We start from the raw sequence: 12616 nt of genomic DNA, 5'->3' as shown, positions 1-12616 counted from the left end.
GACGGCTAGTTGCTGGTTTGACTGGCCATCTGGTCAGGTCGCGGTGGTTCCACCCGCTCCGCACATATAGTCATCGTTACGACTGAAAACACGGAGCCCGCCATGGCCCTCGCCGCCGCCCAATCCGACGACACGCTGCTCGATGCCTATTCGACGACAGTTGCCGACGCCGTCGACCGCATCGGCCCCGCTGTCTGCCGCATCGAGCGCATTGGCGGTCAGGGCGGCCAGGGTTCCGGCTTCGTCATCGCGCCGGACGGGCTGGTCGTCACCAATTTCCATGTCGTCGGCGATGCGAAGACGGTGCGCGTCTCGATGCCGGACGGCGCCTCCCGCGACGGCCGCGTACTTGGCCGCGATCCCGACACCGACATCGCGCTGGTGCGCGCCGACGGCAGCTTTGCCGATGTCGCCCCCCTTGGCGATTCCAAGCGGCTGCGGCGCGGCCAGATCGCCATTGCCATCGGCAATCCTCTCGGCTTCGAATGGACCGTCACTTCGGGCGTCGTCTCGGCACTCGGCCGCTCGATGCGCGCCTCCACCGGTCGCCTGATCGACGACGTCATCCAGACCGACGCAGCGCTCAATCCCGGCAATTCCGGCGGGCCGCTGGTGTCGTCGGCCGGCGAGGTCATCGGCGTCAACACCGCCATGATCCACGGCGCGCAAGGCATCGCCTTCGCGGTCGCCTCCAACACCGCCAACTTCGTCATTTCGGAGATCATCCGCTTCGGCCGCGTGCGCCGCGCCTTCATCGGTGTTTCCGCCGACACGACGAACCTGCCACGCCGCGCAGCCCTCCTGTCGCAAGTCTCGACCAGCACGGCGGTGCGCCTGCGTAGCGTCGAGAAGAATGGCCCGGCGGCCAAGGCCGGCCTGAAGGAAGGCGACATCATCGCCGCCATCGACGGCCGCCCGGTCACCGGCGTCGACGATTTGGTGCGCCTGCTCGACGCCGAGCGAATCGGCCACGACACGCTGTGCACCGTCGTGCGCCGCACCGGCGTCAGCCAGGTAAGTGTGACGCCGGTGGCGCGTAGCTGAGGTCTCGCTGCTCGAGCACCCGCCCAAGCAGCGACACCAATAACGCCGCCAGTTCGCCGGTCGGGTCGAGGTCGGGATCGAAGATCGTCATGTCCATGCCGATGCAGGCAGGACCGGCAACCAGTGCGGACAGGATAGCGACGAGATCGTCGGGATCGATGCCGGGACTGCCGGGCGAATCCACCGCCGGCATCACCGCCTGGTCGAGCACGTCAATGTCGAGATGCAGCCAGTAGGAAGACTGCGCCAGCGTTGCCCGGGTCTTTCCCAACACCCTCGCCACGCCAAGCTCGCGCGCCGCAAAGACGTCGATCAGCGTCATGGCGGTGGAGCTGATGTCCGGCCAGGCGAAGTCGGCATCACGGCTCTCCCGTTCGCCGATCTGGATCACCCGTTCGTCGGCCACCAACGGCCCGGCAATGCCTGGCCACTCGGTCAGCAGCGGTTCGCCGCGCCCGGTGGCGAGCGCGAGATCAATGCCGGCGGCCGAGCCGAGCGCGGCATCGGCATCGTAGTTGCCGGGATGACGGAAATCGCTGTGACCGTCGACATGCACCAGGGCCAGTGGACCGGACCGCCGTGCGGCCGCCAGCGCGCCAAGCAGGATCGAACAATCGCCGCCGATTCGCCCTGTCCGATCGCGCCGGCGACAAACTCGGCGAGCTCCAGATTAAACCGGCGGATCGCAGGGCCATTGCGCAGTCGGGTGCCCGGCTGCGGTTCGGTGCCGTAGGCGGGCCGTTCGAGATCGACCACCTTGGCGGGCGCAACCACCTCGACCAGGCCGGCCTCGCTCAGCGCCTGCGGCGCCCGCCATGTCCCCGGCACATGGCCGGGCCGCAGCGGACGAAGACCAAGGTTGGACGGGGCGCGGATAAGGCAGATTTCACGCATGGAAGAGCCTGGGTTTGCCAAGCCCACCATAGACCGCGAATGCCCGCCAGGTCACGCAGCCGGAGCCGCCGCACATCTCTGCCGACAGTTGCTGCCAGATTCAGGCACCCCCGGTAAATTGCGCCTGAAACTCCGGGCTCGGCGGGATCGGCTTGATCACGTCGATCAACACGCCATTGGGGTCCTTGGTGATGAAATGGCGCTGGCCAAAGGGCTCGTCGCGCAGGCTGCACAAGATCGGTAAGCCGGCGGCGGTGATCCGTTCGTAGACAGCATCTGGGTTCCTGACCTCGAAATTGATCAGCAGGCCGGACGTGCGACCCCGCCCCTCTTCGGGAATCGTTTCATGATCGCCATGGACGATGCCGAGATTGACGCGGCGATCCTCGGCCGATTGCAAATGCACGTACCAGTCGCTCTCAAACAGCGGCTTGAAGCCGAAATGCTTGATATAGAAGGCTTTTGTGCTGGCAACATCGCCTGTCATCAGCACCGGGTAATAGCTCGTGGTCTTCATCTTTCCTTCTCCCGTCAAACAACATACAGTCTGCATGTAAGTCGAAATAACATACAGGCTGCATGCATGCAACAGGATTCCACGCGCCGCTCCAACCGCGACCGCACCGAGGCGACCCGCGCCGACCTGATCGCCGCGGCGCGCAAACTGTTCACCGAAAAATCCTATGCCGAGACCGGGACGCCCGAGATCGTCGCCGCGGCGGGCGTCACGCGCGGCGCGCTCTATCACCATTTTGCCGACAAGCAGGCGCTTTTTGCCGCCGTGGTCGAGCAGGAAGCGGCAGCTGTCGCCGAAGAGATCGAGCGCGCCTCGCCGCCCTCGTTGTTTGCCCGCGACGCGCTGATTGCGGGGTCGGATGCCTATCTCGCCGCCATGCGCGCGCCCGGCCGCACGCGGCTGTTGCTGCTCGATGGTCCGGCCGTGCTCGGCCGCGCCGCCATGGACGCGATCGACGACCGCCATGGCAACCGCTCGCTGCGCGAGGGGCTGGTCGCGGCAATGCGGGCGCAGGCGATGACGAGATTGCCGGCCGAGGCGCTGACCGCGCTGCTTGCTTCCGCCTTCGACCGCGCGGCGCTGGCTATCGAGGCCGGCGCGTCAGCCGAGGATTACCGCGCCGTTCTCATGGCGCTGATCGATGGATTGTCTCCGGCTCCTCATCCGGCACCTCGCCCGGCTCGAACTCGTTGAAGCAGCCGAGCTGGCGCTTGAACTGCTCGATCAGCCAGGCCGCCGCCGGCTTCGGGCTGCTGTCGCTGCGATGCATGGCAAACAGTGGCGAGTTCACCTCCCTGAAAGGCTCGAGGTCGATTTCCACCAGCCGGCCACTGGCCAGATCGTCAGCGATCAGCCAGCGCGGCAGCCCGCCCCAGCCCAGCCCCTCGCGCATCAGCATATGCTTGGTGCGCATATCCGTAAGCCGCCAGGTTCGGTAGGCGAAGACACCGAAGTCGCGTCCCTTCGTGCGTTCGGACTGGTCGGTGACGACAAGCTGGATGTGTTCGCGCGCATCCTCGATCGCCACCGGCTTCGGCAGCAGCGCCAGTGGGTGGCTGGGCGCAGCAGCCAGCACGATCGACATGAAGCCGATGCGCACAAGATGGACATCATCGACCTCGCCCAGCAGGCCGCCAATGCCGAGATCGGCCTGTCCATTGACGACGTGATCCGGGATTAACCCAAGCGAGCCGATATGCAGGCGCAGCATCACGGTCGGAAACTGCGCCTCGAATGCCTTCAGCACCCGAACCAGCACTGGCGAAGGCAGCGCAGCATCGACCGACAGCGCGACTTCGGCCTCCAGTCCCTGATGGTGGCCATCGGCACGCGAGCGGATCCGCTGCAGCACGCCGACCATGCGCCGTGCATCTTCCAGCATCGCCCGGCCGATCTCGGTCAGCTGCGGCTCGCGCGTGCCCTCGCGCTCGAACAGTTTCAGCCCAAGCTGCGCCTCTAGGTTGGCGATGCCATAGCTGATGACCGATTGCGCCCGGTTGAGCTTGCGGCCGGCGGCCGAGAAACTGCCGGTTTCGGCGACAGACAAGAAGATTTGCAGTTGGTCGAGCGTCGGGTTGGGCTGCATGGCCATATCCACTTTATGGATGGATTGTATAGAAAATATACCAGTTTCTCAAATGGGTCGATGGCCCCATATCAGCCGGGACAAATTATTCCAACCCTGGAGAGCCAACATGTCCATCCTTCTCGTCACATCGAGCCCGCGCGGCGCTGCTTCGCACTCGACCCGCATCGCCACGGAATTCGCTGAAAAGCTTGTCGCCGCCGACCCGTCGAACACGCTGGTCGTGCGCGACCTCGTCGCCAACCCGCTGCCGCATATCGATGCCGACTATTCGACCGGCATCTACACACCGGCCGAAGCGCGCACCCCGCGCCAGGCTGAAGTGGTCGGCGTTTCCGACGTCGTGCTCGACGAGCTTTTCGCCGCCGACACGGTGATCCTCGCCACCGGCTTCATCAACTTCAACATCTCCTCGACGTTGAAGTCATGGGTCGATCACGTCGCCCGCTCCGGCAAGAGCTTTGCCTATGGCGAGAACGGCCCCAAGGGCCTCGTCACCGGCAAGAAGGTCTATATCGTGCTGGCCTCGGGCGGCATCTACTCCGAAGGTGCCGCCGTGCAGATGGACCACGCCATTCCCTACCTGCGCAGCGTGCTCGGCTTCATCGGCATGACCGATGTCGACGTCATCCGCATCGAAGGCGTCGGCATGGGTCCTGACGCGGTCATCGCCGCGCTCGCCAAGGCGACCGCCAAGGTCGATGCCGTGGTGGCAGCCAGCAGGGATGTTGAGGCAGCCGCGTAAAGCACTGATCGTCATCCGCATCGAAAAGGCAGGCGCCCTCGCCTGCCTTTTTCGTTCTAGCCGATGAGGTGTCTCAAAAGGCCCGCCGAAGCGACCCCTACCAACACAGTCGGCAACATCGAAAGCCGCGTTGCAGCGACAAAGGTAATGGCCAGCGCCAGAAGGTCGGCCGGGTTCCTCGACACGAAGGCCGGCGCGATCACCGAGATCAGCACGCAGCCGGGTGCTGCTTCCATCACCGCCGTCGCGCGGGCGCTGAGCGTGCGGTTGCGCAGCACCACATAGCCGCCGATCCGGGTCAGATAGGTGACACCGGCCATCAGCACGATGGTAAGCAGGGTCGCCGCGTCGATCATGTTTCTCTCCAGAGGAACCAGGCCGAGACCAGCCCTGACACAGCGCCCGCGGCGACATACCAGGCGCCGGGAGCAAAGAGGTAGACCAATGCCGCGACGACCAGGCTGACCAGCCAGGGCCGCGCGGCGGCCACGCCCTTCCACATGCCGCGCATCAACACCAGGAAAACGGCCGGGAAAGCCATGTCGAAACCATAGGTCTCGACATGGCCCAGCATCGGGCCGAGCAAGGCGCCCGTCGTGGTGAAGACCACCCAGGTGAGATACATCGCCAGCGCCGCGCCCATATAATAGCGCGGGCTGAAAGCCGGCGTGACACCGGCCGCGGCACGCTGTCTGGCATCGGCAAGGCCCAGCGCCCAGCTTTCGTCGCATAGGAAGAACAGCGCAGGAAACATCTTGCGCCGCGGCAGGTGGCGCAGGAACGGCGCCAGTGCCGCCCCCATCAGCAGATGCCGGCTGTTGACCAGGAAGGTGATGGCGACGATGAGCACGATGTGCGGCGGCGACGTCCACAGCTGGATCGCAGCGAATTCCGAGCCGCCAGCAAAATTCAGCCCTGTCATGGCCGACAGTTCGACAACGCTCAAACCTTTCTGGGTGGCCTGGGCGCCAAGCACCAGCGCATAGGGGATGGTGCCGAACAGCACCGGCGCGCACGACGCCACGCCACGGCGGAACTCGGACCTCGAACCATCGCCTGCCGTCTCGACTGCCTGTGAAATGCTCATGGTTTTCCACGGGCTGGCCTCGCGGCCGCCGCTTTCGGTTGCGTTTGAAATCACGTGATGTCGGCAGCAACCATACTGATAACGTCTCGCAATTTGGTTGCGAAGATTGTTGTACTTCATCGAATTTTGGCATTGACTGCCGCAAATTGCCAAACGAATGGAATCCATAGCCATGAAGCTGGACGAGATCGACAAGCGGATCCTGCGGGCGCTGCAGCGTGATGGCCGCATGGCCAACAACGATCTGGCCAACGAAGTCGGGCTGTCGCCATCGCCTTGCTTGCGGCGCGTGAAGCTGCTGGAGGAAGCCGGCGTCATCGACCGTTATGTCGCCGTGCTCAACCCGGCCAGTATCGGCAAGGGCCTGACCTTCTTCACCCGCATCTGGCTGAAAGCGCAGGACGAGGACACGATCGAGCATTTCGCCACTGAAGTGGCCAAGCTTCCGCAGGTGATGGAATGCTACCTGATGCTCGGCGATTGCGATGCCATGGTGCGCGTGGTGGCGGCCGGCATCGATGACTACCGCCGCTTCCAGTCCGAGCATCTGAGCCGCATCAAGGGCGTGCAGAACGTCAAGACCGACGTTCCCAGCCAGACGATCAAATACACGTCGGAACTGCCGATCTGACGCATGCCGCTCAAAGCATATCCTTCGGGCTCGACTCGGGGTGTGAAGCGGCTTTGGGACAACGCCCGTCATCCAAATTGAAAAGCCAGACGCTTCGGCGCCCGCCTTTCTGCTTCAGGGTGAACCATCCTGGCGTGAGATTTTCGGGCCAAGCGAGCCAATCAATGGAGTGGCCCCGACAGACGGAGTGGCCCTTGTGCAGAAATAGATCGCACTGGTGGTTGCCATGCTCGACAGCGTAGCGAAGACATAAGCAAAAGGCAGCCAGTGGTCGGACAGCGCCAAAGCCACGACCGTGAAGAAGGCCGCGAAAGAGAACGACCCGACGATAACGCCACGCAACAGATTAGCGGCGGCGGGCGCTCGGCCGCTGATGATGGGTGAACATCGCCAGGACAAGAACGAATACGGGAAACGGTGCCACAAGCCCACTGAGCTCCGGCCCAAGGTATCTGGTCGATAGGGTGATCAGAAAGACGAAGCCAGTCGAAACGGCCATCCGGGCGGGAAGGTCCCATCTGGGCGCTATCCTGGCCAGTGCTTCCATATTCACCGGTTTGGTGAGGAAGGACAGGAAGAACAACGTCACCAGAAGCAGCCCAATAGCCTGCGCGAATGTCCAGGCGGACAGGTTCCAGATAAAAGTGGCGAGAAAGAAGGCGCCGACTCCGGTGATCATGCTGACCCAGCAGTTGAAGCGCCTGGCGGCGCGGGCATAGACGAAGCAGAAGATGCACGTTGACACCTGGCCCACCAGATTGCCCACTGCCGCGTGCTGAGCGAACGCCGCACCATTTTCCAATGCGGTGAAGACCGATACGGGGCCGGTCACCAATGGAATCCCCATCAGCAGCCCGCCCACCGCCGGCCCGAAACGCCGGCTCAGCAATGTGAGACAGAGGATAAGGAGCGGCGTGCTGAGCAGCTTGAAGACCAAGATCATGAAACGGATGTCTTGGCCTTGTCCGACCGCCCTGAAGAAAGATCGCCCATCAATACCGCAGCAAGTCAGCCGATGCCACACCGATCATGAATAGCGCCGGCGGAATGCGGCCCGGCCGACGGGAAAACACCGTCACGTCAAACTGGATAAAAAATGCAACCGGATTGTAGGATCGGCCTCTGCGTCAGCGTCCTTCGGGATGCAAGCAGCGCGTAGCGCTGCCCTCTGGCATGGGAGAAAAACATGAACCTTTCCTATCGTTGGGTCATCGTCGCGGCTGGCGCGCTGATGTCCTGTGTCGCCATCGGCACGATGTTTTCGCTGGCGATCTTCCTCGAGCCGATGGCGATCGACACCGGCTGGTCGCGCGCCGGCATTTCGAGCGCCATGACGCTCAACTTCCTGGTGATGGGCCTCGGCGGCTTCGCCTGGGGCGCCCTGTCCGACCGTTTTGGCGCCCGCATCGTCGTGATGATCGGCGCGGTGCTGCTCGGGCTGGCGCTGGTGTTGGCCAGCCGCACCGGCTCGCTGCTGACCTTCCAGGTCACCTATGGCGTGCTGGTCGGCCTCGCGGCCAGTGCCTTTTTCGCGCCGATGATCGCGCTGACATCAGGCTGGTTCGACACCAACCGCAGCCTTGCGGTTTCGCTGGTCTCGGCCGGCATGGGCGTCGCTCCAATGACGATCTCACCCTTCGCCCGCTGGCTGATCTCGGCCTATGACTGGCGCACCGCCATGTTCGACATCGGCATCACCGCATGGGTGCTGCTGTTGCCGGCCGTGCTGCTGGTCCGTCAGCCGCCGAAGCCGGCCGTGGCCGATATCGGTTCCGCGCCGGTTGCCGAGGGCGCCGGCCTGACGGTTGGCCAGGCGCTGCGCTCGCCGCAGTTCATCGTGCTGGGGCTGACCTTCTTTGCCTGCTGTGCCGCGCATTCCGGGCCAATCTTCCACATGGTGAGCTATGCCATGCTGTGCGGCGTGGCGCCGATGGCGGCGGTCTCGATCTACAGCGTCGAGGGCCTTGCTGGCCTGGGCGGCCGGCTTCTCTACGGCGTGCTTGCCGACCGGTTGGGCGTCAAGCCGGTGCTGATCGCCGGCCTGGCGATCCAGGCGATCGTCATTGCCGCCTATCTCAGCATCAGCCAGCTCGGGCAGTTCTATATGCTCGCCGTCATCTTCGGCGCCACCTATGGCGGCGTCATGCCGCTCTATGCGGTGCTGGCGCGAGAATATTTCGGCCAGCGCATCCTCGGCACCGTGTTCGGCGCTGCAACCATGCTGTCCAGCCTCGGCATGGCGCTCGGACCGTTGGCCGGCGGCATGGTGTTCGATGCCTATGCCAACTATTCCTGGCTGTTCATCGGCTCCGCCATCATCGGGCTCGGCGCGGTCGGCATCGCCATCGCCTTCCCGCCACTGCCGCGCCGGGAACTGCAGACCGCGTAATCTCGGGGTTACGTGAGATTGTTTGTTCGTGAGAAATGGGCTTTCAGCACGGCCCTAAATTTTTGCATGGTCTTTTCGGTTGTCTGCGCATCGGCAGCCGCAAAGCCCATGACAAGACCGTTCTGTTTTGTGCCGTGACGATACTGGATCGATAGAGCCGAGACGTTGATCCCTTGCTGGAGCAACGCCTCGGCAATGGCCGCGTCGTTACATTTCTCGCGGAAAATGCCGACAACCTGAATGCCGGATTCGGTGGCATGGAAATCCAGCCATTCTCCTATATGCCTTTGAGCGCTTTCCAGGAAGAACTGGCGCCTTTCCGCATAGAGACGCCGCATGCGCCGGAGATGGCGGGTAAAGTGGCCCTCGTTCATGAAGTCCGCCAGCGCAGCCTGGGCAAGCAATGGGGCGAACTGGCCGGTCACGCTCAGCGCCGAGACGATTGTATGGTCTATTGCCTTGGGCGCCACCAGAAAGCCGAGGCGCATGGCCGGAAACAGGATCTTCGCGAAGGTTCCGACATAGACCACCCGGTTTGATGCACCGATGCCCTGCAGCGCCGGAATTGGCTGCCCTTGAAAACGGTATTCGCCGTCGTAGTCGTCCTCGATGATCCATGAACGCCAGGTCTCGGCCATGTGCAGGAGATTGAGCCGCTGTTCCATCGGCATGGTTATGCCCAGCGGGTGATGGCAGGAGGGCGTCACGAAAATCATGCGCGGAATGACGGGAGGCGGATCGAGGTTCCAGCCAGCATTGCCCACGCGCAGCGGTGCCAGTTTCGCCCTCGCCGAGACGAAAGCCGAACCCGCTCCGTAATATCCTGGCTCCTCCATCCACACCGTGTCGCCTTCATCGATCAGCAGGCGGGCCAGGAGATCGAACGCCGACTGGGCACCGTTGGTCACGACGATCTGCTCGGCGGTGCACCGAACGCCCCGCGAAGCGGTGAGATAGCGGGCTATCGCCTCGCAAAGCGGTGGATAGCCTTTGACGTGATAGGTCCCGAAAAGGTCGATATGCGCGAATTTTGCCCGGCGGCTGAGCAGTTTCGACCAGGTGTTGAACGGGAAATTATCCGGGTCCGGCATGCCGGGATGAAAGGCAAGCATGCCGGGCCGGCCGTGATGATATGGCTGGGCGAGCATGGTCTGCCCGCGCAGAGATATCGGGTTCTCGTCCTCGGCCGACACATGCTCCGCCGCGGTCGAACGGGTCGGCAGATCCATGACCAGCGAGGGCCTGCGTGGCCGGATGGCCAGATAACCTTCCAGCGCCAGCTGGTCGCAAGCGGCAATCACCGTGTTGCGGCCCACCTGCAGATCCCGTGCCATGACCCGTGTCGAGGGCAGCGCGTGGCCGCTCGGCAGCAAGCGCCGTTCGATCAGGCTGCGCAACTGGGCATAGAGCTGCCGGTGCAGGTTGGCGGAACTGCCGCGATCCAGTGCGATGCCGTCGATCGGAAAACTGGTCTTCATCCTGGTTCCGAAAAATCAATGCAATCTGGTTCTAACAATGGAACCAAAGCAGTCCTAGGCTCAAGAAAAATGCGTTCGGGTTCAGATGGGGCTGACCGATGCAGTGCATAAAGGTGGGAGTGATCGGTGCGGGTGGCGTCGCCCAGGTCGAGCACATTCCGAATCTGCTCAGATTGCACCGGCAGTTCGAGATCCTCGGCGTCTATGATCCTTCGCGCAAAGTCCGCGCCTTTGTTGGAGAGGAATTCGGACTTACGACATTCGCCGATCTAGACCAGCTTCTTGCCATGCCGCTTGACGCTGTGGTCATAGCCTCGCCCGATGCCTTGCACTGGGAACAGGCTCTCGCCGCCTTCGCCAGGGGGCTGCACATCTTCTGTGAAAAGCCGCTTTGCTATAGCGCCGAGGATATCGACGACTTGATCGCCGCCAGGGATCGCGCCGGCAAGGTGCTTCAAGTCGGCTACATGAAGCGTTTCGATCCGAGCTACGAGGCGGCGCTGAAAATGCTGCCAGGCACGGCGCGGACGCTTCGCTACATCTCGGTCGAGGTCAATGATCCCGACGCGTGGCCGTTCGTGCGGCATCACTCCACATGCCGGGGCGACGACGTGGCGGCGGGGTTGGTTGCCTCGACCGAAGCCAGGCAGCGCGAGCAGGTGGACCGCGCGGTGTCCGGTTTGGACGATCCCGACGCCTTTCGCGGCTTTGTCGGCGCCTATTGTTCGGCGATCGTGCACGACGTGAACGCGGTCCACGGCTTGCTCGATGCACTGGGGATCGCGGAGGGTGACATTGTCGGCGCCTCGCTTTTTGCCAGGGGCGAAGGCGCCCAGGGTGCCGTGCGGCTGCTCGGCGGCCAGGCGCTGTGGAACATGGTTCATCTGGCCGTACCTGGGCTCGCCGACTACCGCGAGCGCATAACCCTCTACTTCGACCACGCCTCGCTCGAACTGGAATTTCCCTCGCCCTACCTCAATCACCAGGCGACGCGGCTGACCATCCGCACCAGCGACGGCCACACCCTGTCCAGCCGCGACATCCGCAGCGGCTACGAAGAGGCGTTTGTCGAGGAGTTGAAAGGTTTCTGGTCGGCGATCGTCGAAGGCACGCCGGTGCGCAACACCGCCGAGCACGCCCGTCGCGACATGACGCTGCTGGCCGGGCTCACGCGGCATCACCTTGCCCAACTCAAGCAGCCAGGAGTTCGCCCGTGACGGTTCGCATCGGCATCAATCCGATCACCTGGAGCAACGATGACGTGCCCGAACTCGGCGGCGACACGCCGCTTGAGGTCTGTCTTAGCGAAACCAGACAGGCCGGCTATTCCGGCACTGAACTTGGCGGCAAGTTTCCGCGCCGGTCGGCTGACCTGAAGCTGATCATGGAACGCTATGGCCTTGCCGTGATTTCCGGCTGGTATGATGGCCGCTGCGACGAGAAGGATGTCAGCGCGGAAATGGATGCGATCATGCCGCATCTCCAACTGTTGAAGGATATGGGCTCGACCCATGTTGTCTATGCCGACACCTCGCGCGGGCGTCATAACGCCATCTGGGGGCCGATCTCGCAGCGCCCGGCCCTGAGCCCGCAGGAGTGGCCGGCCTACGGCCGCAAGCTGACCGCGCTGGCCGAGCGGATGGCGGATTTCGGCGTGCGCATGGCCTTTCACCACCATATGGGAACCATCGTCGAGACCGATGCCGAGGTGGGCCTGCTGATGCGGCACACCGGCGAGGCGGTTGGCCTGCTCTACGACACCGGCCATTCGATATTTTCGGGCGGCGACCCGCTGGCTTTGATCAAGGCGCACGTCAAACGCGTCGTGCATGTGCATTGCAAGGACGCGCGCAAAGCCGTCCTTGATCGTGCCCGCGCGCAAGACATGAGTTTCATGGGCGCGGTCATGGAAGGGATATTCACCGTTCCCGGCGACGGGTTCATCGACTATCCGGCCATTTTGCGCGTGCTTGCCGACAACGGCTACAGCGGCTGGCTGGTCGTCGAGGCCGAGCAGGATCCCAGCAAGGCCAACCCGCTGACCTTTGCGACAATGGGATTCCAGAACCTGTCGCGCATGGCCAGCGAAGCCGGATTTACCATCATGGAATGATCGGGGCCGCCATGCGGCCTCTGGGGAACCAGTGCTGATGAATGAAACTGGACAAAGGTGTGCGAAGATCGAGGTCAGGTAATAACAACACACCTTGAAGGGGCAACTGGACTGCCGACCGTAACTGCGGCGG

14 protein-coding genes are annotated in these 12616 nt (G+C 63.4%); 7 read left to right on the top strand and 7 right to left on the bottom strand.

Translation table 11 applies throughout. The features are described from left to right. Nucleotides 1–102: 102 nt before the first annotated feature. Complete coding sequence (locus AC1RZR_RS13795) at nt 103–1044, top strand: S1C family serine protease (protein ID WP_481828619.1); 942 nt, start codon at nt 103–105, stop codon at nt 1042–1044. Here the strand turns inward: AC1RZR_RS13795 and AC1RZR_RS13790 are convergent. Together AC1RZR_RS13790 and AC1RZR_RS13785 are read right to left on the bottom strand one after the other, a co-directional pair. Then, nucleotides 1007–1648: an arginase family protein gene (locus AC1RZR_RS13790; RefSeq protein ID WP_481829055.1), complete on the bottom strand. Its 642-nt coding sequence runs from the start codon at nt 1646–1648 to the stop codon at nt 1007–1009. The genes AC1RZR_RS13795 and AC1RZR_RS13790 overlap by 38 nt on opposite strands. 390 nt (nt 1649–2038) lie before the next feature. Then, nucleotides 2039–2455, bottom strand: a complete 417-nt coding sequence (locus AC1RZR_RS13785; protein WP_481828618.1) for a VOC family protein — start codon at nt 2453–2455, stop codon at nt 2039–2041. 66 nt (nt 2456–2521) lie between these two features. Here AC1RZR_RS13785 and AC1RZR_RS13780 point away from each other — a divergent pair, with 66 nt between their 5' ends. Beyond that, nucleotides 2522–3148, top strand: coding sequence for a TetR/AcrR family transcriptional regulator (locus AC1RZR_RS13780; protein WP_481828617.1), 627 nt, complete (start codon nt 2522–2524; stop codon nt 3146–3148). On the opposite strand, the gene AC1RZR_RS13775 is transcribed toward AC1RZR_RS13780, so the two are convergent. Next, nucleotides 3081–4040, bottom strand: coding sequence for a LysR family transcriptional regulator (locus AC1RZR_RS13775; RefSeq protein ID WP_481828616.1), 960 nt, complete (start codon nt 4038–4040; stop codon nt 3081–3083). The two genes, AC1RZR_RS13780 and AC1RZR_RS13775, sit on opposite strands and share 68 nt — an antisense overlap. Nucleotides 4041–4149: 109 nt before the next feature. Between AC1RZR_RS13775 and AC1RZR_RS13770 the strand changes: the two genes are divergently transcribed. Then, a complete protein-coding gene (locus AC1RZR_RS13770) occupies nt 4150–4785 on the top strand; it encodes an FMN-dependent NADH-azoreductase (RefSeq protein WP_481828615.1) in 636 nt (211 codons plus the stop codon). 56 nt (nt 4786–4841) lie between these two features. Here the strand turns inward: AC1RZR_RS13770 and AC1RZR_RS13765 are convergent, their stop codons facing one another. Beyond that, nucleotides 4842–5141: an AzlD family protein gene (locus tag AC1RZR_RS13765; protein ID WP_477270525.1), complete on the bottom strand. Its 300-nt coding sequence runs from the start codon at nt 5139–5141 to the stop codon at nt 4842–4844. Beyond that, entirely contained in the window at nt 5138–5872 is a 735-nt protein-coding gene (locus AC1RZR_RS13760; RefSeq protein ID WP_477270523.1) for an AzlC family ABC transporter permease, read from the bottom strand. The genes AC1RZR_RS13765 and AC1RZR_RS13760 overlap by 4 nt, the downstream gene beginning before the upstream one ends. Before the next feature lie 172 nt (nt 5873–6044). On the opposite strand from AC1RZR_RS13760, the gene AC1RZR_RS13755 reads away from it, so the two are divergent. Then, complete coding sequence (locus tag AC1RZR_RS13755; RefSeq protein ID WP_378917654.1) at nt 6045–6503, top strand: Lrp/AsnC family transcriptional regulator; 459 nt, start codon at nt 6045–6047, stop codon at nt 6501–6503. 346 nt (nt 6504–6849) lie between these two features. On the opposite strand, the gene AC1RZR_RS13750 is transcribed toward AC1RZR_RS13755, so the two are convergent. Further along, complete coding sequence (locus AC1RZR_RS13750; RefSeq protein WP_481828614.1) at nt 6850–7440, bottom strand: hypothetical protein; 591 nt, start codon at nt 7438–7440, stop codon at nt 6850–6852. A 249-nt stretch (nt 7441–7689) separates the two neighbouring features. On the opposite strand from AC1RZR_RS13750, the gene AC1RZR_RS13745 reads away from it, so the two are divergent. Beyond that, on the top strand, nt 7690–8892 hold the full coding sequence (locus AC1RZR_RS13745) for an MFS transporter (protein ID WP_481828613.1): 1203 nt from the start codon (nt 7690–7692) through the stop codon (nt 8890–8892). Between the two features lie 8 nt (nt 8893–8900). On the opposite strand, the gene mocR is transcribed toward AC1RZR_RS13745, so the two are convergent. After that, complete coding sequence (gene mocR / locus AC1RZR_RS13740) at nt 8901–10370, bottom strand: rhizopine catabolism transcriptional regulator MocR (RefSeq protein WP_477270518.1); 1470 nt, start codon at nt 10368–10370, stop codon at nt 8901–8903. Between the two features lie 98 nt (nt 10371–10468). Between mocR and AC1RZR_RS13735 the strand changes: the two genes are divergently transcribed. Both AC1RZR_RS13735 and iolE read left to right on the top strand, forming a co-directional pair. Next, on the top strand, nt 10469–11587 hold the full coding sequence (locus AC1RZR_RS13735) for a Gfo/Idh/MocA family protein (RefSeq protein ID WP_481828612.1): 1119 nt from the start codon (nt 10469–10471) through the stop codon (nt 11585–11587). After that, nucleotides 11584–12483, top strand: a complete 900-nt coding sequence (gene iolE / locus AC1RZR_RS13730; RefSeq protein ID WP_481828611.1) for a myo-inosose-2 dehydratase — start codon at nt 11584–11586, stop codon at nt 12481–12483. The genes AC1RZR_RS13735 and iolE overlap by 4 nt, the downstream gene beginning before the upstream one ends. Nucleotides 12484–12616 lie beyond the last annotated feature (133 nt).

The sequence above is a fragment of the Mesorhizobium bavaricum genome (assembly GCF_056781655.1).
This window is presented reverse-complemented; position numbering and strand designations above follow the sequence as displayed.

What these genes read in the sequence shown, in the direction of transcription:
- AC1RZR_RS13795 (WP_481828619.1), top strand. Translation starts at nt 103, where the DNA reads ATGGCCCTCGCCGCCGCCCAATCCGACGACACGCTGCTCGATGCCTAT.
- AC1RZR_RS13785 (WP_481828618.1), bottom strand. Translation starts at nt 2,455, where the DNA reads ATGAAGACCACGAGCTATTACCCGGTGCTGATGACAGGCGATGTTGCC.
- AC1RZR_RS13780 (WP_481828617.1), top strand. Translation starts at nt 2,522, where the DNA reads ATGCAACAGGATTCCACGCGCCGCTCCAACCGCGACCGCACCGAGGCG.
- AC1RZR_RS13775 (WP_481828616.1), bottom strand. Translation starts at nt 4,040, where the DNA reads ATGCAGCCCAACCCGACGCTCGACCAACTGCAAATCTTCTTGTCTGTC.
- AC1RZR_RS13770 (WP_481828615.1), top strand. Translation starts at nt 4,150, where the DNA reads ATGTCCATCCTTCTCGTCACATCGAGCCCGCGCGGCGCTGCTTCGCAC.
- AC1RZR_RS13765 (WP_477270525.1), bottom strand. Translation starts at nt 5,141, where the DNA reads ATGATCGACGCGGCGACCCTGCTTACCATCGTGCTGATGGCCGGTGTC.
- AC1RZR_RS13760 (WP_477270523.1), bottom strand. Translation starts at nt 5,872, where the DNA reads ATGAGCATTTCACAGGCAGTCGAGACGGCAGGCGATGGTTCGAGGTCC.
- AC1RZR_RS13755 (WP_378917654.1), top strand. Translation starts at nt 6,045, where the DNA reads ATGAAGCTGGACGAGATCGACAAGCGGATCCTGCGGGCGCTGCAGCGT.
- AC1RZR_RS13745 (WP_481828613.1), top strand. Translation starts at nt 7,690, where the DNA reads ATGAACCTTTCCTATCGTTGGGTCATCGTCGCGGCTGGCGCGCTGATG.
- mocR (WP_477270518.1), bottom strand. Translation starts at nt 10,370, where the DNA reads ATGAAGACCAGTTTTCCGATCGACGGCATCGCACTGGATCGCGGCAGT.
- AC1RZR_RS13735 (WP_481828612.1), top strand. Translation starts at nt 10,469, where the DNA reads ATGCAGTGCATAAAGGTGGGAGTGATCGGTGCGGGTGGCGTCGCCCAG.